Source organism: Geomicrobium sp. JSM 1781026 (genome assembly GCF_041949955.1).
Lineage (GTDB): Bacteria > Bacillota > Bacilli > Bacillales > Marinococcaceae > Geomicrobium_A.
Window position 1 is genome coordinate 85,425 of sequence record NZ_JBHFQF010000008.1, and the last position, 21,791, is coordinate 107,215.

Sequence of the window (21,791 nt, forward strand, 5' to 3'; positions counted from 1 at the left end):
ACCCAGAGCCTACTTCCCTAAAAAACCACCTTCACAGCGGATTGTTTGTCCGGTTAACCAATATGAATCATCACTCGTTAAAAAGGCAATCACTTTTGCTACATCTTCAGGTTTTCCTAATCTGCCGGCAGGAAATTGAGCGAGCAGATGACTTTTCGTGTCTTCGTTCATCCACCCCGAATCCGTCGGGCCAGGATTGATCGAATTCACAGTGATTCCTATTGGAAGAAGTGCTACAGATAGGGGCTCAGTAATGGCAATGGTCATTCCCTTCGTCGCAATGTATGCTAAATTGTTAGGGTCTGGCCCTCCAGAAACAAGGTTAATAATTCTACCTTCGTGCTTGTTCTGAAATGATTTTTCATATTGTTTTGCAAACTCAACAGATAACATCAATGTTCCTCGATTATTCACTTGGTAATGTTTATCTAAAAGATCCGTATTCAAAGTACGGAAATCCGTTGGCGATTCATACGTCGCATTATTAGCTAGGATGCTCGGAGGTCCTAGCGTTTCTTTCACTTCGTTTAACAGTGTTGCGGGTGCCTTGTCTACACGTAAATCAAGAGACATATGTTCTGCTCTTACGCCAAAACTTTTAAGCTGGTCACATAATTTATCAGGGAAATCACGCTCTTCCCCATTTCCCTCTATCCGATCAAATGCCGTCCAATGTGTAAAAAATACGTCAACTCCTGCTTTTGCAAGAGAAAGGCAAACGGCCGTACCAATGCCGCTTGCGCGACTCGCACCCGTCACAATGGCTACTTTTCTATTCATTGATTGCATAACGAACCCCCTTAAAATTGGGACGAGCAACTAGGCACGTCTAAAAGTGAATTTTCCCTTTTTACATCGTTATCGAATCGTTGCCATATAAATTCTCCTTTGAGTTTCAATATTTAATACATTTTCATCATTTGAGTATCCTTTTTGGTGCCGCCTCTACCTTCCAATAGGCACTAAATAGAGTGCAGTGAGATTTTTATTGTCAGGTAAAGAAAGTACCACCACACATCTCATTCACGTAGGAGTACTACCCAAAGATTTGTGCTGCAATGGCATACAGTTGACCGTTTCTTTGGGGCATTTGGTCAGCATTGTTGATCATGAGTTCAGGGGTTCTCACCTTCTTAAATCCACTTTGTTGCAGTGATTCTTTGATATGATCAATCGTGTTTGCCGGCACGTCAATCCTTAAATTCCCTTTATGGAGACGCGCAAGTTCATGGATTAACCGGATTGCCGTAATTGAATCAGCCGCAACAATGGGGCCAATCGACAAATTCTCTGACCCTAGAATAGATAGGCCGAACCCTACCTTTTCACCTTGTTCATTTCTTGCTACTAAAGATTGTTCGGCTTGGTTGATTCTAGTCATGAGAAATTGACCTCTTTGATCTCCAAAAGCCGCGGCGTCTAATTGAATAATTTCTTCTAAATCTCGCTCTTCAACATTCTCAATCGTTATATTTTCTGCATTTGCTATTTTTAGTGGAACATACTTATTGCTTATATACTTATGCACAAAATCAACCGTCTTAAATTCTAAACGCTCATACAATGGCTTTCCTTCATCCGTGGAAATAAGCATAACCTTCGTATGTTGAGCTGTTAAATCCATACACCGTTTCGTAACCTCTTTTGCTAGTCCAATCCCTCTATAGTTAGGGTTCACAATGACCATACCGATTGAAGCTATGTAAGAATCATAAGTAATGATTGCAGCGCTTGAAACAATCGTTCCGGTCACGTTTTTGTGCCCGAAAATGGCTCCAGACGCTAAAACTGTATCAATTTCTCTCCTGTCATAATCCCAGCCAACAGATTCAGAAAGATCAATTAAACCTTGAATATCTGATCTGTCAAATCTACATATCTCTAGATGATCTTGAATAGAAATCACCTCCCTACTTGTTAGATTGTGAATAACGGCAAAACATGAATAACTGGTTCCTCATACGGGTGAATATCTTTTATAACTCTCTTCGCTACCCCAACACGATCAGCTTTACACGTAAATTCTACTCGACACTCTTCTCCAAAAGAAACTTTTCCTTTCGTGCCACGATAAGGAGTCGATGATTCTAACGGACGCCAATAGCCTTTTACATGAACATAAGACAGTACATGATCATAATGACCAACATTTAAAAGACCCGCATCGTTTAATTCATCCCGCAGCTTTATAATATACTGCTCAGGGATTAATACTTCAAATTTTACGTACGTAAATTCCATGATTCATCTCCTCTTACTCAGTTTTGTTTCCTTGATCTTCTTGGCTCTCTTCTACTTGAAGCTCGGGCTCGGGCTCTTTATTAACAAAAAACGTACCCCCAGACACGTCCTTCACATTATTAACGACGACAAAGGCATCGCTATCAACTTCACTAATGATCTTCCTTAACTTTACAACTGTATAATTTTTGACGATGATATAGAGAATATTATGTTCATTATTCGTATAAACGCCTGACCCCTTAATGTATGTTGCACTTGAAGAAAGTTCTTCGGTCACTCTTTGAGCAATTTCTTCGTTTTTCGGTGAGATGATGTTGAACGCCTTTTTAGAATCAACACCCCCGATAATATAATCGGTCGTCAGCTTACCGACAAACAACCCAATAATCGTATAAAGTGTGTTCAGTACGCCGATAATTATAACACCAGCTAATACAACGACCACATCAGAGATAAAGGTAACCAGTACAACATTCCAACCGAATTTCTTTTTCAATACAAGGGCAATCGTCGACCCCCCACCGATGGAACTGCCTGCATAAAGAATAATCGCAAACCCAATCCCCATAAAAAATCCATAAAAAATCCCGCCTACCAATCCATCTCCCACCGGCTCACCAAACGACTCAGTCAAAAAGGTGAAGAAGGAAACCAAAACGACCGTGAGTGAACTTTTCATTAATACTGACTTCGAAAGATGCTTATAACTAACGAGCAGAATAATGATAAAGCCGAGGAAATTAACGACTGCAGGCGAAAAAGAAAAAGCATGATAAAGAAGAAGGGCGATCCCTATGAGCCCGCCATCGGCAATTCCATTTGGCATCCCGAGAAATGAAATGCTAATAGCAATTACAATTGATCCTAATAAAATAAGCAAAATATTTTTCATAAAAATCCTCCTGATGTAATGACGTGTCTACATAGCGGAACCTCTTGCGTGGACGGATTCCTCCTTTCCATTTTAACAGAAACGAAAATGATACCTTGCCGCTCCCGATGAGAACGTCCGCAAAATAAAAAAACGCAGCTGCCAGGAAGCTAGTGCTTCCTGGCAGCTGCGTTTCATTCATGTGTTGTTCTTGATTAGTTAAACAAGAACCCTGTAATATTCGCCCAGATAGACGCGAACCAGTTTCCTGAGCTTGATCCGCCCATCCCCGTTTGCGGCATATCTGTCGGCATGTTCGCTTTCTCCATTGCCGCGTCTTGTGCATACTCATCTAACTGTCCGCGAATCTCACCTTCTGGGTATTCTTCTGTATGAAGGTTCGCATAAACTTCACCAGCGACGAGCGCCATTGAGAACTCTTCCCACGTTAAATCTCCGACTAAGTCGTCAGCATATAACGTACCTGAAGCCACGTCACCGTTGTAATCCATCGGCTCATCGTTCTCAAAAAGGAATAATTCTACCGGTCCATCTTCACCCGCAGCACCACTATGCAAGTGACCCGCCGTTGCTCCGTACAAATGTTCCGCGTGAATCCAGTATTCTAACGAATCTCCGTCTTCACTGACCTCAAAATGCGCCTCTCCCATTGCGTCGCTTTCAACGTCCATCACTTCATTCTCAGGGCTAAGTTCAACTAAAAACTCTCGGCCTTCGTGATCGGCTGAAGCTGTTCCAGCAAATCCAGTGACAGCTAAAACGCCAGCCAATGGAAACACCATTGCTTTTTTCATCGTAATATCGCTCCTTTTGAATTTAGTGAAATCACACTCGGCTAATCGCACACATCCACCAGCCAATATGTAACCTCTTACCTAGATAACGAACGATTCACGACAATGGATCACTCATTCAAGAAAAAAGTTGTAAATTTTTGGGATACGTACGTAAGCGGAGGGGAGAGGGGGCGGGGTTGTCGAAAGTGTGCACTTTCGTGTCGAATATGTGCACAATTTTGTCGAATGCGTGCACATCGTTGTCAAAAACGTGCACTTCGCTGTCGAAAGTGTGCACAACCTAACTTCTGGCCTATGTAACAGACGTTTAAGCCCCACTCCGAATCCAAAGAAACGTCGGCACTACAGGTGCCGACGCCTATGTTTCACAAGCCTTTTACAATTTGTTTTGTATATTGAATGAAGTCTTCCATATGGTGCTCTATGATGCTTTGCATAATATCCAGGTTTAACTTTTGGTAGTCATGAATTGCTACATTCCTAAACCCAATCATTGATTTCATGTCTTTTGCAGTCTGTGCGTGAATATATTCATGCTTTTCTAATAGATCAAATGCTTCCCGGCTCGTTTGCGGCAAACCAAGTTTGTGTATTGATACGATGTGCATGGCTAAATCAATTGACGCTTCACACGCACGCTGTATATTTAGAATAATAGAATCTTGCTTCGTAAAATCAAATAAGCTTTTGGGGTTATCTTCATATACTTCTTTAACTCTCTTCATGCACCGCTCAATCGTTGTTACTTTATTCAGCACCACATCACTGCTCATATATGGACCCACTTTCACGTATTCTTTTTATAATTTCATAACGTTCTTCGTTGAGCTTCACATACATACTTAGTGCAGTCATTTGTTGTTGCTCAAAAAAGTCTTGTTCCTCCACATACACCGACTGAGCAGAAGTATACACTTCAGCTCTAAAAACCGTTGATGCAGATTGAAGATCGATGATGTCAACGTCACGATCAATAATTTGGGCGAATTCCTGTGCGATCATGAATACATCATAGGAAGAAAGCGTACTGTCCACTTTAGGATAGTATGCAATATCTAGATCACTCTCATTACGGTCCGTCCCCTTTGCCGTTGAGCCAAAAACGAGAATAAACCGAGCATCTAGCCTTTCAACCAAGTGCTCCCGGATCGTCTGGATTAAATGCATATCCATGAGCCGCAGCCCCTTTCCTTCTTCAATTATACCAAAATTATTTTACCATTAAACGATAAGACTAAAAAAGCCCACCATAAGTGGGCTTTTTACGTAATCTTAACTAATTAACAAATAGTAGGTCGTGAACAACAGTCCAACCGCAAATAAGATGATGGATAACCAACAAAGCGCGCGTCCGAGTCTTACAGCTAGGTCATCCGTCTTAAAATAGATTAATCCTACGATACCGAGTATGATCCCTAACGGCAAAAACATGATGCTTGCGATACCGAGTAAAACAATGATCACCCGGTCTTTGGCAACCGTTTGTATCGTCATCGACTCCCCACCTTTTTTTATTATGAGTCCCTTTCTGGTTAATTTTTCCTATATGCATTCATATGATTTAACGAGTGGAAGTATACAACTTGTCGGTAGGAGGGAGTCCATTGCATCACTTAAAAAGAAAACCCTTGTCGTATATTGTGATATCTTTTATCGCTCTCATCACCATCATGCTTGTTGCCTCTTTCATCGTTTCTTCGCAAACAGAAGCTTCTTTAAACCTTCACGGGGATTATGCAGAGCATGAAGACCATAGCGCTATACTCGGAATTGAGCCACTTCAAAGTGATCAGTCGGAAGTTGATACGTTCAGAGTGTACAGAAATGTCGGCACGTACTCGCTAGAATTTTTAATTGATGTGTCCACTGTAGACGAGCAAATTATTGATGCTTATGAATTGAATTACAGAATTTTAGGGGGCACATTCGGAGACGCTGAAGTTGTTGCTAGTGATCAACGAGCATCTTTTCAATCAACCATTCAGGTGTTAGGAGGGCTCGGTAGCCACGACACTTCTTTGCATGTGGACATTCAAGATGATGAATTAATTGTTACGTACTAACCGATGAAAAAAACGAGCCATTACGCTTCTTCAGCAGAAGCGTTGATGGCTCGTTTTTCGTGTAATCGGTAGTGAATTGTCAGAAAGCGTATGCCGAATAGTTTGAGTTGTTGTTTGGCTTGCAGTCTATTTTCTTCAAGTGCTTGAACGTGAAATGTCTCATATAATGGTGTGCGGACGGTGAGTGGTCCGAACGTCAAATAGATGCCTTCTTCGCCTTCAACGGGTCGGCTAGATAGGATGAATCCGTCTGTGTTGTCGTTCGCTGGTCGCAATATACCGGTCATTGTCCCGAAGGGTAAGGGCAGAGCGATGTTCATAAATGAATGGTTTGCCCGGTGTTGCATGCTGTATACAGCAGTGAAAATGGCCTCTTCGGTTGCCGCATTTCGACGGAGCCATGCACTCGCATAGGGTCGACCGTCTTCTGTTGGATCAATCGGAAGTACACGACCGGTCATTTCCACTCCACCAGAAGGAACGTTCAATTGCCCCATGCGCCGAGTGATGGCGTGAACCATTGGTTTTAATGGGCGAATCCAGCCTGCCCACTGAACATCGGCGTGCATGTTGTACGATTGCGGGTCGGCATAGAATTTCTGAATGTTCGGGTGCATCGTTTCTGAATCCCCAACGAAACGATGCCAGTCGTGAACGAGCTTCGCGCGATGTGTTCCAGGAGGCCAATCGCCGTTTCGAATCGGTTTGTCGCCGACATATCCACGGGTTCGCAGTCGACTGACTTCGATCGTATGCACATCTGGACGAGCGTGTGTTTGCCAGATAACGAGCACCGTTAAGAGTGAAAATACGGTCGCATTGATTGCCCCGTGCCAAGTCACCATCCACGGGATGTCCACAATCATTGTACCGGTGTATAATCCGTAACTGTACAGCACACTAAAACTAGACGTACATAAAAATACGAGTGCAGCAATTGCCATTACGACGCGAACCCACCCGGTCAAATCTGTTCGACGTGTTGCATCAATGAACCACCAGACCGAGAATCCAGCGAGTGCGAGCCAATAAAAGACGACCAGATAAAATTCCAGTGGTGGCCCTTGATCAATACCGATCGCGATTAGCACCGGACCGATGGCGAGCATACTTGCAAGAGGCGGCCAAACGATCGGGACGGATCGCTTTTGTCGCAAGTGTCTGACGTACAGTCCGGCAATGATCAACAATAAAAAGGATGCATAATGAAAATGGACAGCTGTGAGCCACACAATCACGTCAGAGTACGGCAACCATGACGACGCTCCAGATACGGATAACACGAGCCAACCGCCACCAACCGGCAAGTAAACGAGTGCAAGATTGATGAGCATTTCCTCGCTCCGGAACAATCCGTAGCGAAGTTGTCGTACAAATCCAAGTACGCCAATCACGAGTGTGAACACGAGCCAAATTCCAGCAAGAATTGTGCTCTCGAGCACAACAGCGAGACCTCCAGCGACGGCAAATAGCAATGACCAGCGCCCCGCCTGATTGAGCCACCGATCCGCCGATATGCCGGTGGACATAGGGACGATGTAGTGGAGAAGAACAGGTACCCATACAAATATTGCGAGCAATAACGCCAGCTCAATGAGAGAAACGGAGAACAGTACAGAGAACCCGAATACGAGAATTAGACCGATAATCGCTCTTATGCCTACACTCATAACTGTTTTCTAAGCATAATCATCACTTCTCCCTCTTGATTTAGGTGGGTGCCATAAATCATAAAGCCTGACTGGATGTTGAGGATGAGCATCCCCTGCCATTTGTTCATCGTTTTCGTTTCTACTGTCGTATACTTGTGTTGTTTTACGTATTCGTGTTGGGCTTTCATAAGTTCCTTCCCAATGCCTTGCCCACGGCTTCGTTTATCTACACCGCCAAGCCAGCTATAAAATGTACGGTCATTTTGTGGATAACCGATTTTGTACCCGACAACCCGATCACCGATCGTAGCTACGGTCGTGATTGTTGCGGGCTTTTTTGACAAACGATCTTGTAAACAGTCTCCGAATATTTGTTCGTGCAGTTCTAGCACCCCGACTTCTGGTTCGTTGGCTGTATGGTAAATGTTCACGTGTTTCCCCCTATTTCTTTTGTATGAATAGGACTTTCAAGTAGTTGCCTGCAGGGTATGCGCCGCTCGTCTTAAAATCTTCAGGCACACCGCGCGTTTCCAGTAGTTCATAGGCTTGGTTGCTGTTTTTAAACGCTTCCTGCACAAATCCTTTGAATTTCTTCAACGACACGTTGCTTGCGTTCGTGGATGCAACAATGACCCCGTTTGGGGACGTAATTGCAATCACTTCTTCCAGCATGGCTCGGTAATCTTTGGCCGCACGGAACGTTTTCTTTTTTGAGCGCGCAAAGCTCGGCGGATCAATAACGACGACGTCAAAGTTGAGTGATTTCTTCTTTGCGTATGACATGTAACGAAAAACATCCATCACGACAATGTTCTGATCATCGGTCGGAATGCCATTAACGAGAAACTGCTCTTCTGTTTTCTCGAGGCTTCGATTCGCGAGGTCAACACTCGTCGTTTTCGTTGCCCCGCCTAGAGCAGCGGCGACAGAAAATGCGCCGGTGTATGAGAACAAGTTCAATACATGTTTGTCGTAAGCATAATGATCGCGAATTCGCTTTCGGACTTCACGCTGGTCGAGAAAGATTCCTGTCATCGGGCCATCGTTTAGGTTCACGGCAAAGTGCATACCGCTCTCCTTCACGAGCATCGGAAATTCTGCCGGCGTACCCGCAACAAAATCATCTTCCCCGGTATATTTGCCGTCTGTCGCAAAACGCTTTTTCTCATAAATGCCGTTCACATCATCGAGTGTGAGTAAAGATTCAATCACCCAATCTTTGAATGTATACATGCCTTCACTAAAAAACGTCACGACGTAGTGATGGTTATACCGATCAATCGTGAGTCCACCAATTCCGTCCCCTTCCCCGTTAAATACGCGAAAAGCGGTCGTCTCTTCATCTTCATACGAACGTTTTCGAAGACGGACAGCTTCTTCAATTTTACTTTGAAAAAATGATGCGGTGATGTCTTCTCCCTCGTCCAATGAGAGTACCCAGCCGATCCCAACATTTTGCTTCCCGTAATACGCACGGGCTACAAACTTCCCCCGGTCGTCGGTGATGTGGATCACATCCCCTTCAGTTAACGCATGGTTCGTTGCTTCAAAGTCTTCTTTATGTAGTAGCGGATTTCCGCTTTTTAATCGTTGAATAACCGTTTCATCCACGGTTAGCTTTTGATCTTTTCGATTCATGTGCTCACCTCACCGCACATTATAGCACGGTTGAAAAGAGACTGCTCGGTGTTGTCGAAAGGAATAGCGAATGCACTTCGTGATGATACCCTCATAGGGATACAGTGGTTGTTGTAAAAATAACGTCTCAAATTCTTCGATGCTTATTATTGCGGTTATCACTGTATTGATCATCGCGCACATCAAAGCTCTCATCATAGAAATCGTCTAAATAGGGTGAACTGCTGTTGAGTCTTCAGCACGAGGGGCAGCGCGGTGCTGGGGGCCATGTTGCGAGGTAGTTTGCCTAGTTTAACGATTGATGCAGGATGCTCCAACTCCTCTGAACATATAATGCTAAGAAACAAGCAACCAGTCGGCCCCAGCGGGGCCGAAACGAAGCCGGTATCCGTTCGGCGCGGCTCGCGCCGACGTGTTGCTGGAACCATGAGCAGGCAGCAGGGCTAAAATCTTCCCATAAAATCTCCTATGGAATGATTTTTCTTCTTTTTCGCGCTTTGTTGGTTCAAACCCTACCATAGAAACGAAGAATCTTACCATAAACAAAACAGTGGTAAGATTTCAGCTAAACCGGCTCTCAAATTGGAGGAAATCCAACCAAAGCCGGGAGACTTTTAAACGAAACCTTGAGTAAATCCAAGCGAGCACTGAAAAAACGCTTCACTCTTTGCGCTAGTCATTAACGCAAATCACAGAGACCGATTTATGTGGGGGATTTCACTAATACGGAGAGTTGCGATCGCGCATTTTCCTATCATAGAAAGCGTGAGGCCAGGAGGGCTGTGCGGTACAAAACGCAGAGACCACGGAATTTTGTGCCGGAGAGAGGGGCTGTACGGTACAAAACGCAGAGCCCACGGAATTTGGTGCCGGCGGGCGCAAAAAAATAACGTCTCTCTTCCTAAATTAATCGTTAACGCGACGTATTGGGTCCGATCTATGTGGGAATTTCACTAATACGGAGCGTTGCGATCGGTAAGAATTCCATCATATCACCGTCTATGTGGGGATCTAGACTTTCTATGTGGGGATTTCAACAAAAAATGGTTCTCTATTAAAGAAAATCCCATCATAGACTGCTTCTATGTGGGATTTTCGATTGATTATAAACGAAACACGGTTATACGTTTCCAGTGAGCTAACAAGCAACCAAATAGGGGCAATGCGCCACCTGCCCTTACCTTAATTCGGCTCTTTCACTGGCTTCGCATAAATTACATAGCGCTCCGGTGCTGCACCAAGTAGTTGAAACGGATAACATGTGGACAGCACGAGCACTTCTTCCCCCATATTGCGGATGACCGTCGTATCGTCTTTGTCGACGATTTCATGGTCGACCATCTCATATTGAAACGTGCCGTACGAGAGCTCCACGATGAATTCATCACCATTTTGGAGTTCACCGAAATTGCGAAAGGCTGTATCTCGATGGCCAGATAACAAGATCTGCTCTCCTTGCCCAGGCCATACCGTTGATGTCATATGACCGACGCCTTGTGCAAGCATCTCTTCTTCGGTGCCTTCTACAATTGGAAGGGTAACGTCAAGAGTGGGTATACGAAGTACACCAACAGATTCGCCTAACTGTGGGCTGAATTCCACGGCTAGTTCTTCATCGAGTTGTCCCTTACTTTTTTCTAAATTCTGTACTGCCGCCCCTAGTGCTTGGTCTGTATTCACCTTCGTTGAGGCCCAGTCATAAGCTGAAACCCCGACGAGCAAGAGACCCGCAATCAAAAGCGTCGTCCCGAAAAGTTTCCTCACGAAGCGCTTACGCGACGGAATCTAAGCATAGCGCCAAGGAGCAATGCTAACAATCCCGCAAAGCCAAAGTTGTATATATTCGTCGATGTATCCGGAAGTCTTTCCCCACCAGACTCTACAGTGGAGTCTACTGATTTTACGATTTCAGGCGTGTAGGCAACTGGTTGTGATTGAACAGGCTTGGATTCTTTTACAGGTGACGCACCTCCGTCAACCGGCGCGCCTCCTTCATCCCAACAGTCTTCGTCCCAATCCCAATCAATGTCATCTAAATCATAATACCACCATAACATCTCTAAAAAGTAGTCCAGCCAATCTTCACTTAAATGCAAGAACCAAAGGGTTAACTCTTCTTCACTTAATGATTCCCAGTAGGCAATCCAACGTTCTGCTTCTGCCTCTGTCCAACTGTCTGGCGCTGGGCCTGTTGGAATCCATAAGTCATAATCAACCTCGATCAGTTCCCAGTCCCCATGAAAAGGTGGGGTTGGCTCACTTGGTGCTGGAGCACCTGAGTCAACATTCTCTTCTTGATCTTCTTCGACAGGCGTCACTGGTTCAGGCTCTTCAACAACAGGTTCGCTTACTTCAACCTCTTCTTCAACACCTTCTAAAACCTGATCTTCTTCCTCAAGAACATCCTCTTCAACGACCGGTTCCTGATCTGTTTCTGGCTCTACGAATTCGGGTTCATCAACAACGAACTCAAATTCCTCCTCCACGACTTCTTGCTCAATAACCGGAGATTCCTCTAGAGTTTCTTCAACGTCAACAATGCCCGCTTCTTCTTCCGCTGCGATTGCATCCAGGGTATCGGATTCTGCATTCGCATAACCGTCTGTAAGCATGAACGGTACGATTGCACAAGCCGCAAGTGCGGATACTGTGTTCCATCGACGTCGTTTTCTTTCCCCTCTCTTATGTAATCCCCTACCGTGAAGACTGACTTTCCTCATCTTCTTTTTCCTTCTTCCCATTGTGTAATAAGAACGGCTTCATATGAAGCTGATCTTATTATAATGAATTTCCAGAAAAAGTCACTACTTTTCAGAAAAAATATTTAAATATTTTTTCTTCCTACGAAAAATTCTGGATGTTCGCCTATACGTGTAAGTATCCAAAAAGGTGGGTAGACCCTAATTAGGAGGTTTTACACATGAAAGGAATTGGCATTCATCAATACGGAGACGAACGCGAACTTACAGTCGTCGATATGCCCGAACGGGATGTTGGCGCAAATGAAGTTCGCATATCAATACGCGCAAGCGGAGTGAACCCGATCGATTGGAAACTTCGTGAAGGATATTTAAAAGATGCACTCTCATTCACCCCGCCGCTCACGCTCGGTTGGGACGGTGCAGGAGTAGTCGTTGAGACAGGTGAGTCAGTGAACAAATGGCAAACAGGTGATGAAGTCTACTTTCGACCAGAGCTTACCGAATACGGAACGTACGCTGAAGAAATTATTGTAGAAGAAGCATTACTTCAGCAAAAGCCTACTGAACTGTCGTTTGCTGAAGCCGCTTCACTTCCGCTCGTTGGCCTCACATCCATCGAAGCCCTCATGAATATTGCCCGTGTTCAAAAAGGTGATTCTGTGCTCATTCTCGGCGGTAGTGGCGGTGTCGGAACGGTAGCCATTCAAATTGCCAAAGCAATTGGAGCTACTGTGACGGCGACATCCAGTGACAAGAACCGTGCGTTCACAACTGCCCGTGGTGCTGATCACGTGATCGCTTATGATCAGGATGAAGTCATTGATGGTGAGTTCGACGTGTTGTTTGACGCTGTTGGCGGTGAGCCTTACAAAAAAGCGATCAGCCACGTAAAAAATGGCGGTGTCGCTGTGAGCATTGCAGGTGGTGTCAGCCAAGACGAAGAAACCATTAAAATTGAGCAACAAAAGCTCATTCAAGTGAACGAAATGTTCATGCAACCCGATCAAGAAAAAATGAAGCAATTAAACGATTTCGTTACCGCACACCAAGTAAGCCCGGTGCTTTCCCATACGTATCCGATGACCGTCGAAGGAGCTAGAGACGCTCATCAGGATAGCGCAACGAACCGGACGAAAGGGAAAATCGTGCTCGTTCGAGACGAAAATACACCCGTGCAATAAAGAATGAAGAAATCCGCCAAATTTATTCGGCGGATTTCTTTTCGCCGTTTACGACGAGTTCGAGTTTGCCTGTGCCCGGGTCAATAACGAGACCATGCACGGGGATTCGCTCTTCGAGCAACGGGTGATTTTTAATCATGCTTACGCTGTTTCGCACACTGTCTTCGACGCTATCAAACCCAGTGAGCCACGTTTTTAACTCAATGCCCGCGTTCTCTAATGTGGCGACCGTTGACTTCTCGGCGTTTGCTTTCTCTAGCAATTCTTCTGCATTGAGGCTTGCCATCCCACAATCATGGTGCCCAACGACGTATACTTCCTCTGCGCCAAGACTATGAATGGCGACAAGTATGCTTCGCATAATCGAACCGAACGGATGGGACACGACTGCTCCAGCATTTTTGACGATCGCCGCGTCTCCGTGTGCGACGTTCATAGCTTGCGGCAACATTTCAACGAGGCGCGTGTCCATACACGTTAATATGACAATCTTCTTATCTGGATATTTCGTCGTATTATAGGAAAGGTACTCCTCTCCATCGACGAATTCACGGTTAAATTCCATTACTTTTTCGAGGTGTGACATGGACGTTTCCGCCTCCTTATATTTTTTATAAGCGTACAATGAATTTGAGCGTTTGGCTATGCTTTTTGCAAGATCGCACGCTCAATGCAAAACTGTTTGAGGAACTCTTTCTCGCCATGTTCGTGGAAGTCAATGCGGACGCTTTCCTTCGTGTAATCAATGATGGTGCCTCTGCCGAATTTATTATGGATTACTTCGGTATTCACTTCGAAATCCCCATGATTCAACGCCCCTGCGGGAACGTCTATAATCGACTTCAACTGTGAAAAGAACGATGAGGGTGTGCCTGATGAGAGTAGCTCCAAATGCTCCCGGGCTCTCGTAATTCCAACATAAAATAATCGAACCGCTTCTTCCATCAAGGCAGGGTCATTGGCATCTTCTTTCGTTGGCAGCACATCTTTATTTACGTCCACAACATACACGCAGTCGAATTCCAACCCTTTCGACCGGTGCAATGTCGAGAGAGTGAGCACCTCATCGTGCTTTTTGAACTTGGATTCTTTCATGATCTGCTCAAGTCGTTGCAGTCGATTGGCAAAGGCTTTTAATGTCGGCAATCCTTTTGCAATTTGCTTGAGCGCGTCCAATACTTCCGTCGCCCGCTCAAGGTTAAATCCTAGCGCTTCTGACGTTTTTGCCATCGTCTTTCGATAGCCAAGTTCTTGTTCAATGATCTTAATCGCCGCTTCAGGTGACAGCTTGTTTACTTGATCAAAATGGCTTTTCGCTTCTTTTAGCCGCTTCACTTGATACTGTTCTGGGCTGTTTTGAAGCAAGCGATCAAACGCACACGCTCCCGAGCCTTCCGCTTTTAACTTCTGCATCTGCACCTTTTTAATATAGCCGTTAAATTTCATATAAATCTTCTCCAGCACATCGACACGGCCGGTATGGTAGGAGAAACGCATGAAATTCAGAACATCTTGCGTCACCCAATGCCGGAGGAACTTCGTATCCACTTCCTTCATATAGAAAGGAATGTGATTGCGTTCCAACATATCGACAATCGCAACAGCCGATAAGTTGTTCCGATAGAGGATGGCGAGCTCTTTATGATTGTCATTGTCTGTCACAGCCCGCTCGAGGTGTGAAATCTGAACTTGTCTTTCTTTGAAATGATGAAAAGAAATCGGTGCGGCTTCTACATTCTCAGTGTACATGTTCTTTTCATAACGGTTTTCGTTTCTTTTAATAAACGTGTTCGCTGCTTTAACAATTTGCGAAGAGGAGCGATAATTTCGGTTCATCGTAAGAACCGTTGCGTCTGGGTACGTGTGCTTGAAATCGAGCAAACGACTCACATCAGACCCTCGCCACATAAACACAGACTGATCGTCATCCGCAACGACACACAAGTTGTTATGAGGCTTGGCGATGATTTCGACAATCGAATGTTGAATAAGAGAATTGTCTTGGCTTTCATCGGTGAGTACGTAAGCATACTGCTTCTGATAGCGCGTCCGAATGTCACGATCTACGTGCAAGACTTCATACGCATACACGAGCATGTCATCAAAATCGAGCAGCAACGTTTCCGCTTCATTTTTTTTGAAAGATTCATAGGCAAGGTACACGTCTTTCGCCGCGTCCACGCTGCACTTGACTGCCGATAGCTCTGCTTTTGGGGTCATGCGATTCTTCACATACGTAATGTATGTCGCAAGCGACTCCATCTCATCTTCGGTAAGCTTTTTCCCCGTCACCTTCGTATACAGCTGAGCGAGTAGCCGTTTTTTTTCATACATTCCTTCGGTTTTACCTTCGATCACCTGAAACGATTGGCGTTGTTTCTGAAAGTATTCACGAACGATCCGAAATGCGAAGCTATGAATCGTTGAAAAGTGAACCCGGTCGCGCGTCATGTTGGAGAAAAACTGGTCAAAGCGATCCGACATGTCTTCAGCACCAGCACGACTAAATGTAACCGCCATGATGGATGAGGGCGCGACTTGCTTCTCCAGTAGCAAATAACCGATCTTCATGTTCAACGTCGTCGTCTTTCCAGAACCTGGGGTGGCGAGTAAGAGAAGCGGACCATCCGTCTCATACACCGCTTGCTTTTGGACGTCGTTTAATTCAACCCCCGTTGCTTGTCGCATTCTAGCGAAGAAATCCACGGTTACCCCTCCTTACATACGCCTCGACACGTTCACCTTCATCGGTGTGACGTGAATAATAATTTTGTTTCGCTACCCGGTCCGATAGTGCGCTAAATAAAACGAAACTTCGCTCCAGCGCGCGCCACACATCCGCTTTTTCACCCGTAGCATACGTTTCGACGAGTCCTGCCCATTCTTCTTCATCGGCATACTGTTGGATGTACTTTCCACTTTTTCCGACATTCACTCGATACGCATAATCATGACCGATTCGCCACACGAGCATTTGCATCAACACGACCCGTAGCTTATGCAAGTGATCGTGGGCATAGAGAATCTCATCACGCCAAAGCCCCTTCGCCACATACGTACTTAACCAATAAAACTCATTACAACAGTCACCGTAAGAGCGCACAGTTGGGGGTGTGACCCAGTACATCCGCTCTGATGGAGCAGGAAGCGTACCGATACGCTCATCTTTATCGAGGAGCATGACGGTTAGCGTGTCCTCATCCACATACGCTTCCAACTCCGAGGCGGGGGTAATCGTCAAATCAATTCTCGTCCCATCTGTAAATAGCATGAGAAACGAATAACGCCCTTCAAGCTCTTGGGGGTATAGCTCCATATCTTCAGGTGTCTGCATAATGAGGCGCTCACCAAATACGTGAAGCCAATCGTGCTTCTTCGTATACGCGTTCATCTCCGTGACAAAGTAGACGATATCATAGTCTTGAAATCGATCGGTTGGCGCGTTCGGGTTCGTCCTCGAACCGTTCATCCCGACCGCTCGAATGCCTGAATCCTCTTCAGCCACCTGTATAATCATGTTCATCATCTGTTCAACTGATCGCATCCGTGTACCACGTCCGTTCTGTTCAATGCCTCTAGTATAACATCGAACACTTTTAAGACGGTGGAGGATTCTCTTGGGATTTTTCCATTGTCTTGTGCATGTCGTGTAGCTTCAGTAGAATGAGTCCGAGCATAATAAACGTTACAAACTCAGCCGTGAAAAGTGCCACGATCGCAAGCGCAATCATGACGATAATCTCGATCGCACGATTGTTTGAAAACATCATAAAACCTCCAATTTACAATTTATAACCAGCCTGGTGAAATGCGTGCGAGGAAGTTGGAGAGATGTTGGAATTGTCCGGTAAACAATAACACCCCTAGCACGACAAGTAGGCCGCCGCTCACTTTTTGAATGCCAGGTAACCAGCGATTCATGCTGCTTAACCGATTAATCGATTGCGAGAAGACGAGGGACACAACAAAAAACGGAATGCCTAGCCCCATTGATTAGAGCAACAGCATGCCCATGCCTGCCGCCATCTCACCCGCTAACTGACTAGAAGCAATACTTAGCACCGAAGCGAGCACAATGCCGACACACGGCGTCCACCCCGACGCAAATACAAGCCCAAATCCAAATGAACCTAAAAAACTAGATGAACGTTTCGGTTTACCGAACCGCTTTTCCGTGAACAACGCACGAATTGAAATGACGCCTGTCATTTGCAACCCGAAAATAATAATTAAAATGCCGCCGATCTGCTCCAACACCCCTGAATACATCGAGAAACCTTGGCCAATAAACGTCGTAGATGCCCCGAGCAACAAAAAAATGACGGTAAAACCCATAATAAATCCAGAACTTCGAACCATTATCGTACGTCGATCCGTATGTACAGCACCATCGGCAATCGTCCCGCCCGTCAATTGCGCAATGTACGCGGGCACAAGTGGAAAAATACACGGCGAGAAAAACGAAACCACACCCGCCACAAACGCCAGCCCCGCCAACCCGAATGTAATCTCATCCATCCACGCACACCCCGTTTCATTATTCTTAATTTAAAGACTACACGTCCACAACTCAATGTTCAATGCATGAACTATGACGAAAGGATGACGTTTCAGCAGGGGGGAGGAGGAGATCGGTGCTCGCATCGTACTGGGGAGTCGAAACGCCAACATGGTTTGGGCACCGATGGTTTCTAATTGCCTAGGATTTTTGTAGGGAAAACTTGAACCGTATGTTCCAGGGTGATCCTTTGGGGTTCAAGGGAGATGTCCTTTTAAGTGACAATCCGCCCCTCAAACAGGGCGCTTTCAGGTGGAACTGGCCCATTTTTTTGTGAACGTTCGCGAGGTTAATGGAATCATTCAGATATCGCTCGACCAATCGTCTCAAAAATTTGTTTATGAGGCGGTGAGAGGCCCCCATCAAATGTATGCCTATATGGTGAAGATCCTATCGTTCTACTGACCGGATTCGTTCTGCCTATACAAAAAAAGACGCTGTCTATTTCGACAACGCCTCGCTTTTACTCTTATTCTTCTGCTGATTGAACGATTACGAACCCGTCCCCTTTAAATGACATCTGGAACGATTCGCCACTACCGCGGCCAATGAACGTTCTGAAGTTAATATCGGTACGTATGTCTGGCTCTAAGTGACCGGACCAGGCGACGGTTGTGCTTGGGTCGGTCATGACTGGTTTGTCTTCGTTCACGCGAATGGTGAGTGGTTCGTAATGTGATGTAATCGCAACGAGCCCGCTACCTTGTAAAACGACATAAAAGAGACCATTCGACATCATGCCCGCAACCCGGCGCATCATTTTGATGTCCCACTCTACTGACGGCTCAAACGCAAGCAAATCATTGCTATTAACGGCGATCGTGTCATCATTTAGTTCCAAGATGGTGACTCGTTTTCCTTTGTCTGCAAGGTACAACTGCCCCTGGCCTGTCGCTTTCATAAGCGTGCCGCCTTCGCTCGTAAATGCTTTTTTAAACATTCGACTAGTGCCGTGTTCCATCATGCGTTCACGCTCAAACTTAATGGAACCGTTGTACGACACCATCGATCCAAGCTTCGCCCACACCATTTCTTCCAAGTTCACTTCCAAGATTCTCGGCGTTTCCAGTTGAAAATAATCATTACTTTCATTCTCTTGTTCTGTCTGTTCAATGAATTCTTTAATCGAATATTTACTCAACTCAACCACTCCTCAATTACTTTGTATATACCACACTGAGAGTGGTTTTACACCTGATTTTGGTTTCCCTTATCACTTCCATCTTCCCCCTACTCCCGATTCTGAAAGAACCCGGCCATAATGAGCAGGCCGCTCGCAACGAGAAGAAATGCGGATGTGCCTTCTAAATGAAAATAAGTGCTGTTTGGCAAAAATCCGACATATGGCATGAGGTAAATGGCAATAAAGACGAGCGCTCCCGACCAGGCGATGTAAGAAAATGGACGGATCTTGAACTTTCGAACGTCGATAAAGATCAGACTTAAGAAGACGCCTATGAACAGTTGTAAAATTGAAGCGGTTGTCAGGAGTCCAACCACATCAAAGCTTATTTCTGATTGCTCTCTTACGGAAGCTAAGATTTCGGTGTACACAGCTAAGAAAATGATGATGAGCACGAGTACACCTACACTATACAGATGTCGCATAATTTAACTCCTCCTCATTTGATAATGTAAAACGAAAAACAAGATGGACACAATCGCCATAAGTGTGGCTAATGTGAACCAAGCGACTTGGAAACTGCCGGTCACATCGGTGATGAGTCCGAATAGTGGTGGACCAAGGATCACTCCCCAAGCTCCGAAGCTTGTCGTAAACCCACTTGCTAAGCCGCTTTGTTCTTTCGGTACAACTTCGGTTGCGGCATTGAGCCAGATGCCGTTATAGCCTGCGATTGAAAAGCCGAACAGGATAACTGTAGTGACGAGCAGTATAACCGGAGGTTCTGCAGGCAACATTCCCATAACGAGGGCACAGCCAGCTGAAATGATCGCGATGACACAAAGGATAATGAAGCGATTGCCATGAAAGATTTTGTCGCTAACGATTCCCCAGATGATGCGACCCGAGGAGCCACTAATCTCTGATATGACGAGCAACATGCCGGCAAGAACGAGTGGGATGAGCAAAACTTGATTCGTATATAAGATGAGATAGGTGTTCAGTGACATTTGACCCGCACTCAATGTGCCTGCACCAACTGTGATAAGTAACAAATGACGGTTCTTCCCGACAGCAACCATCTGTTTCCACATTCCTGCGCTCGTGGTGAATTTCTCTTTAGGTGGATCTCGATAAAATAAATAAGCAATCGTGCCTCCGATGATTAAAACTGCGGCAGAAATGAACAGCACCGGTCGCCAACCGAACTGATCAGAAAGCGGGACGAGAAGGAATGCAGCGAGTGCAGAACCGGCGGTCACGCCCATTTGCTTAATGCCCATCGCTGTGCCGCGATTGGTCGTTTCAAACCAATCGAGTATTCCACGGGTCGAAACGGGGTGATACGCTCCGTAACCAATTCCACCAATCGCCATAAAGGCGAGAAGTAATATGAAATGAAACGTGACCGATACGAGCATGAAGCTAATGCCAAGCGTAAGACTTAGGACTAGAATTAGCCGCTTTGTCCCTACTCGGTCAACGAGTATTCCAAAAGGAATCGAAGCAACAAATTGACCGAAGAACAGTGCCGCTGGGAGCATGCCGATCTGGGCATTCGTTAATTGAAGGGAGTCGCCAATGAATACACCGAGCGGAGAGACGCTTCTCCCAATAAAAGCAATTAAGATTTGACCGATAAATAACCAGATGAGCATTCGCCACGGGTTCATAACCGTAGGCCCTGATTCCATTCGTTTTTCTCCTTGTCAAAACAAATAAAGGTGATTGTCTGTTCGCGCTGTTCTTTCCCGACGGTATTCACGGAAATGTGCTTTGCGTCGATACGCCTTACGAATACTAGGTAACCGTTTGCCCGTTGAGCATCTTCACCCCCTCGCCAGACCAGGTCGGCTGGCTCATCAAACCCGCTTATCACGTACGGTTTTACCATTTGTGGACGACCTGCAACATGGTTGTCTCTTCGAATGACGTTCACGTATGGTCCTCCTCAAAATAATAGTGATAGTGATATTTACAGTTCTCATTCCACAACGACGAACACCGCGGGCAATGGGTATGGTTCATATACGTTTGAATCGTATGCTCGGTTTTACATGCCCCACAATAAATAGCACGTTCATCGCGTTCGTTTGTTGCCCACGTGCGACGCCGGTGCGACTCACTCTCTTCGTGACAATGTATACACGGATAATACCGACCACAACATGCAAATTTTATTGCAATAATATCTGTTGGTCCGTCGTAATGAACACATCTCGTCTCTTCATCTAATACTTGCCCGTGAATGTGAATCATTGCTCATTAATATCCGTTTGCTTTAATGACACATACACAATAAACACATAATCATTTTGTTGGATAAGGCTTTGAATGTGTTCTTCCTCATACCATGTCTCAACGACTTGGCTAGAATCGAACCTTGCGAACAGCGGGCTTTTCTCCCCTGTCTGCTTAACCTCTGGGGCGTATACTGTCGTCAATCCTTGCACACTGTCAATTGGTTGTTCCATCGTTGAATTGATTGAAGACATACCATAGTGACCATCTTCTAACCACCGGATCATCAATTCAACCTCTTGCTCATCCCCTACTGTCGTCGTGTTATAACCGATCATGAGATCTTCAAGGTCGAATGGGGTCTCCCTAATTCCTGTAGAGACAGTGCTTTCATCCACTTGCTCCCCTTCTACGTACACTTCATAGGATACTTCCATTTCCGTAATATCCTCATGAAGATCTTCCCCAGCAAAAAACGCATAGCCGTCAAGAATAAGCGGCATAAATTGCTTCTCGTCGTCTGTTTGCTCACGCACTTCCACAGTATCTTCAGATACCGAATCACCACATGCGACGAGTAACATGAGCAATACGAGCAAACCAATTCGCTTCATCGGGTCGTTCCTCCTGTATGTATCGTTCTATTGTTCTAATTATTCCGACATATCTATCATACAATGCTTTTCGATTGAAAGAAACC

At 45.3% G+C, this 21,791-nt stretch carries 27 protein-coding genes; 2 read left to right on the forward strand and 25 right to left on the reverse strand.

What is annotated here, in order from left to right; translation table 11 throughout:
• Positions 1-9: 9 nt before the first annotated feature.
• The 8 genes from ACE1TF_RS14885 to ACE1TF_RS14920 form a co-directional block, all read right to left on the reverse strand.
• Positions 10-789: an SDR family oxidoreductase gene (locus ACE1TF_RS14885; protein WP_375017899.1), complete on the reverse strand. Its 780-nt coding sequence runs from the start codon at positions 787-789 to the stop codon at positions 10-12.
• Positions 790-1,036: 247 nt separating this feature from the next.
• Positions 1,037-1,906, reverse strand: a complete 870-nt coding sequence (locus ACE1TF_RS14890) for a GNAT family N-acetyltransferase (protein ID WP_238544726.1) — start codon at positions 1,904-1,906, stop codon at positions 1,037-1,039.
• Between the two features lie 11 nt (positions 1,907-1,917).
• On the reverse strand, positions 1,918-2,241 hold the full coding sequence (locus ACE1TF_RS14895; protein WP_375017901.1) for a YqfO family protein: 324 nt from the start codon (positions 2,239-2,241) through the stop codon (positions 1,918-1,920).
• A gap of 13 nt (positions 2,242-2,254) precedes the next feature.
• Entirely contained in the window at positions 2,255-3,136 is an 882-nt protein-coding gene (locus ACE1TF_RS14900; protein WP_375017903.1) for a YitT family protein, read from the reverse strand.
• 194 nt (positions 3,137-3,330) lie between these two features.
• Positions 3,331-3,930, reverse strand: a complete 600-nt coding sequence (locus ACE1TF_RS14905; RefSeq protein WP_375017905.1) for a CHRD domain-containing protein — start codon at positions 3,928-3,930, stop codon at positions 3,331-3,333.
• A 368-nt stretch (positions 3,931-4,298) separates the two neighbouring features.
• On the reverse strand, positions 4,299-4,706 hold the full coding sequence (hepT, locus tag ACE1TF_RS14910) for a type VII toxin-antitoxin system HepT family RNase toxin (RefSeq protein ID WP_375017907.1): 408 nt from the start codon (positions 4,704-4,706) through the stop codon (positions 4,299-4,301).
• Entirely contained in the window at positions 4,696-5,106 is a 411-nt protein-coding gene (gene mntA / locus ACE1TF_RS14915) for a type VII toxin-antitoxin system MntA family adenylyltransferase antitoxin (RefSeq protein ID WP_375017909.1), read from the reverse strand. Before mntA ends, hepT begins: the two co-directional genes overlap by 11 nt.
• A 99-nt stretch (positions 5,107-5,205) precedes the next feature.
• Positions 5,206-5,427 carry a hypothetical protein gene (locus ACE1TF_RS14920; RefSeq protein WP_375017911.1) on the reverse strand — a complete coding sequence of 74 codons (222 nt, stop codon included), beginning with the start codon at positions 5,425-5,427 and terminating at the stop codon, positions 5,206-5,208.
• Positions 5,428-5,537: 110 nt separating this feature from the next.
• Here ACE1TF_RS14920 and ACE1TF_RS14925 point away from each other — a divergent pair, with 110 nt between their 5' ends.
• Positions 5,538-5,996 (forward strand): hypothetical protein, encoded by a 459-nt coding sequence (locus ACE1TF_RS14925; protein WP_375017913.1) that lies wholly within the window; start codon positions 5,538-5,540, stop codon positions 5,994-5,996.
• Positions 5,997-6,016: 20 nt separating this feature from the next.
• Here the strand turns inward: ACE1TF_RS14925 and ACE1TF_RS14930 are convergent, their stop codons facing one another.
• From ACE1TF_RS14930 to ACE1TF_RS14950, 5 genes are all read right to left on the reverse strand, one after another.
• A complete protein-coding gene (locus tag ACE1TF_RS14930) occupies positions 6,017-7,666 on the reverse strand; it encodes a YndJ family protein (protein WP_375017915.1) in 1,650 nt (549 codons plus the stop codon).
• Entirely contained in the window at positions 7,663-8,079 is a 417-nt protein-coding gene (locus tag ACE1TF_RS14935; RefSeq protein WP_375017917.1) for a GNAT family N-acetyltransferase, read from the reverse strand. Before ACE1TF_RS14935 ends, ACE1TF_RS14930 begins: the two co-directional genes overlap by 4 nt.
• Before the next feature lie 10 nt (positions 8,080-8,089).
• Positions 8,090-9,286, reverse strand: coding sequence for a class I SAM-dependent rRNA methyltransferase (locus ACE1TF_RS14940; protein WP_375017919.1), 1,197 nt, complete (start codon positions 9,284-9,286; stop codon positions 8,090-8,092).
• A gap of 1,182 nt (positions 9,287-10,468) precedes the next feature.
• On the reverse strand, positions 10,469-11,023 hold the full coding sequence (locus tag ACE1TF_RS14945) for a class D sortase (protein ID WP_238544725.1): 555 nt from the start codon (positions 11,021-11,023) through the stop codon (positions 10,469-10,471).
• A 23-nt stretch (positions 11,024-11,046) separates the two neighbouring features.
• Positions 11,047-12,006 (reverse strand): hypothetical protein, encoded by a 960-nt coding sequence (locus ACE1TF_RS14950; RefSeq protein ID WP_375017921.1) that lies wholly within the window; start codon positions 12,004-12,006, stop codon positions 11,047-11,049.
• Between the two features lie 200 nt (positions 12,007-12,206).
• Between ACE1TF_RS14950 and ACE1TF_RS14955 the strand changes: the two genes are divergently transcribed.
• Positions 12,207-13,169 carry an NADP-dependent oxidoreductase gene (locus tag ACE1TF_RS14955; protein WP_375017923.1) on the forward strand — a complete coding sequence of 321 codons (963 nt, stop codon included), beginning with the start codon at positions 12,207-12,209 and terminating at the stop codon, positions 13,167-13,169.
• Positions 13,170-13,191: 22 nt separating this feature from the next.
• Here ACE1TF_RS14955 and ACE1TF_RS14960 read toward each other — a convergent pair whose 3' ends face one another.
• The 12 genes from ACE1TF_RS14960 to ACE1TF_RS15010 all read right to left on the reverse strand — a co-directional run bounded on the left by ACE1TF_RS14960 (position 13,192) and on the right by ACE1TF_RS15010 (position 21,705).
• Positions 13,192-13,755 carry a beta-class carbonic anhydrase gene (locus tag ACE1TF_RS14960; RefSeq protein WP_375017925.1) on the reverse strand — a complete coding sequence of 188 codons (564 nt, stop codon included), beginning with the start codon at positions 13,753-13,755 and terminating at the stop codon, positions 13,192-13,194.
• Between the two features lie 56 nt (positions 13,756-13,811).
• On the reverse strand, positions 13,812-15,875 hold the full coding sequence (locus tag ACE1TF_RS14965; protein ID WP_375017927.1) for an ATP-dependent helicase: 2,064 nt from the start codon (positions 15,873-15,875) through the stop codon (positions 13,812-13,814).
• Complete coding sequence (locus ACE1TF_RS14970) at positions 15,859-16,713, reverse strand: aminoglycoside 6-adenylyltransferase (RefSeq protein WP_375017929.1); 855 nt, start codon at positions 16,711-16,713, stop codon at positions 15,859-15,861. The genes ACE1TF_RS14965 and ACE1TF_RS14970 overlap by 17 nt, the downstream gene beginning before the upstream one ends.
• Before the next feature lie 52 nt (positions 16,714-16,765).
• Complete coding sequence (locus ACE1TF_RS14975) at positions 16,766-16,936, reverse strand: hypothetical protein (protein WP_193744102.1); 171 nt, start codon at positions 16,934-16,936, stop codon at positions 16,766-16,768.
• Positions 16,937-16,958: 22 nt separating this feature from the next.
• Positions 16,959-17,159 (reverse strand): hypothetical protein, encoded by a 201-nt coding sequence (locus ACE1TF_RS20470; RefSeq protein WP_483867163.1) that lies wholly within the window; start codon positions 17,157-17,159, stop codon positions 16,959-16,961.
• Between the two features lie 3 nt (positions 17,160-17,162).
• Positions 17,163-17,687, reverse strand: a complete 525-nt coding sequence (locus ACE1TF_RS14980) for a cytochrome c biogenesis CcdA family protein (RefSeq protein ID WP_483867164.1) — start codon at positions 17,685-17,687, stop codon at positions 17,163-17,165.
• Positions 17,688-18,196: 509 nt separating this feature from the next.
• Positions 18,197-18,868 (reverse strand): AIM24 family protein, encoded by a 672-nt coding sequence (locus ACE1TF_RS14985; RefSeq protein WP_375017931.1) that lies wholly within the window; start codon positions 18,866-18,868, stop codon positions 18,197-18,199.
• Between the two features lie 89 nt (positions 18,869-18,957).
• Positions 18,958-19,335 (reverse strand): hypothetical protein, encoded by a 378-nt coding sequence (locus ACE1TF_RS14990; protein ID WP_375017933.1) that lies wholly within the window; start codon positions 19,333-19,335, stop codon positions 18,958-18,960.
• Positions 19,336-19,338: 3 nt separating this feature from the next.
• Positions 19,339-20,544, reverse strand: coding sequence for an MFS transporter (locus ACE1TF_RS14995; RefSeq protein ID WP_375017935.1), 1,206 nt, complete (start codon positions 20,542-20,544; stop codon positions 19,339-19,341).
• Positions 20,520-20,789 carry a hypothetical protein gene (locus ACE1TF_RS15000; protein ID WP_375017937.1) on the reverse strand — a complete coding sequence of 90 codons (270 nt, stop codon included), beginning with the start codon at positions 20,787-20,789 and terminating at the stop codon, positions 20,520-20,522. Before ACE1TF_RS15000 ends, ACE1TF_RS14995 begins: the two co-directional genes overlap by 25 nt.
• Positions 20,786-21,109 (reverse strand): CHY zinc finger protein, encoded by a 324-nt coding sequence (locus ACE1TF_RS15005; RefSeq protein WP_375017939.1) that lies wholly within the window; start codon positions 21,107-21,109, stop codon positions 20,786-20,788. The genes ACE1TF_RS15000 and ACE1TF_RS15005 overlap by 4 nt, the downstream gene beginning before the upstream one ends.
• Complete coding sequence (locus ACE1TF_RS15010) at positions 21,106-21,705, reverse strand: hypothetical protein (protein ID WP_375017941.1); 600 nt, start codon at positions 21,703-21,705, stop codon at positions 21,106-21,108. Before ACE1TF_RS15010 ends, ACE1TF_RS15005 begins: the two co-directional genes overlap by 4 nt.
• Between the last annotated feature and the right edge of the window lie 86 nt (positions 21,706-21,791).

Bases quoted from the DNA above. Each gene is read 5' to 3' on its own strand.
- ACE1TF_RS14885 (WP_375017899.1), bottom strand. From the start codon at position 789: ATGCAATCAATGAATAGAAAAGTAGCCATTGTGACGGGTGCGAGTCGC.
- ACE1TF_RS14895 (WP_375017901.1), bottom strand. From the start codon at position 2,241: ATGGAATTTACGTACGTAAAATTTGAAGTATTAATCCCTGAGCAGTAT.
- ACE1TF_RS14900 (WP_375017903.1), bottom strand. From the start codon at position 3,136: ATGAAAAATATTTTGCTTATTTTATTAGGATCAATTGTAATTGCTATT.
- ACE1TF_RS14905 (WP_375017905.1), bottom strand. From the start codon at position 3,930: ATGAAAAAAGCAATGGTGTTTCCATTGGCTGGCGTTTTAGCTGTCACT.
- hepT (WP_375017907.1), bottom strand. From the start codon at position 4,706: ATGAGCAGTGATGTGGTGCTGAATAAAGTAACAACGATTGAGCGGTGC.
- mntA (WP_375017909.1), bottom strand. From the start codon at position 5,106: ATGGATATGCATTTAATCCAGACGATCCGGGAGCACTTGGTTGAAAGG.
- ACE1TF_RS14920 (WP_375017911.1), bottom strand. From the start codon at position 5,427: ATGACGATACAAACGGTTGCCAAAGACCGGGTGATCATTGTTTTACTC.
- ACE1TF_RS14930 (WP_375017915.1), bottom strand. From the start codon at position 7,666: ATGAGTGTAGGCATAAGAGCGATTATCGGTCTAATTCTCGTATTCGGG.
- ACE1TF_RS14940 (WP_375017919.1), bottom strand. From the start codon at position 9,286: ATGAATCGAAAAGATCAAAAGCTAACCGTGGATGAAACGGTTATTCAA.
- ACE1TF_RS14950 (WP_375017921.1), bottom strand. From the start codon at position 12,006: ATGAGGAAAGTCAGTCTTCACGGTAGGGGATTACATAAGAGAGGGGAA.
- ACE1TF_RS14955 (WP_375017923.1), top strand. From the start codon at position 12,207: ATGAAAGGAATTGGCATTCATCAATACGGAGACGAACGCGAACTTACA.
- ACE1TF_RS14960 (WP_375017925.1), bottom strand. From the start codon at position 13,755: ATGTCACACCTCGAAAAAGTAATGGAATTTAACCGTGAATTCGTCGAT.
- ACE1TF_RS14970 (WP_375017929.1), bottom strand. From the start codon at position 16,713: ATGCGATCAGTTGAACAGATGATGAACATGATTATACAGGTGGCTGAA.
- ACE1TF_RS14975 (WP_193744102.1), bottom strand. From the start codon at position 16,936: ATGTTTTCAAACAATCGTGCGATCGAGATTATCGTCATGATTGCGCTT.
- ACE1TF_RS20470 (WP_483867163.1), bottom strand. From the start codon at position 17,159: ATGGGGCTAGGCATTCCGTTTTTTGTTGTGTCCCTCGTCTTCTCGCAA.
- ACE1TF_RS14980 (WP_483867164.1), bottom strand. From the start codon at position 17,687: ATGGATGAGATTACATTCGGGTTGGCGGGGCTGGCGTTTGTGGCGGGT.
- ACE1TF_RS14990 (WP_375017933.1), bottom strand. From the start codon at position 19,335: ATGCGACATCTGTATAGTGTAGGTGTACTCGTGCTCATCATCATTTTC.
- ACE1TF_RS14995 (WP_375017935.1), bottom strand. From the start codon at position 20,544: ATGGAATCAGGGCCTACGGTTATGAACCCGTGGCGAATGCTCATCTGG.
- ACE1TF_RS15005 (WP_375017939.1), bottom strand. From the start codon at position 21,109: ATGATTCACATTCACGGGCAAGTATTAGATGAAGAGACGAGATGTGTT.
- ACE1TF_RS15010 (WP_375017941.1), bottom strand. From the start codon at position 21,705: ATGAAGCGAATTGGTTTGCTCGTATTGCTCATGTTACTCGTCGCATGT.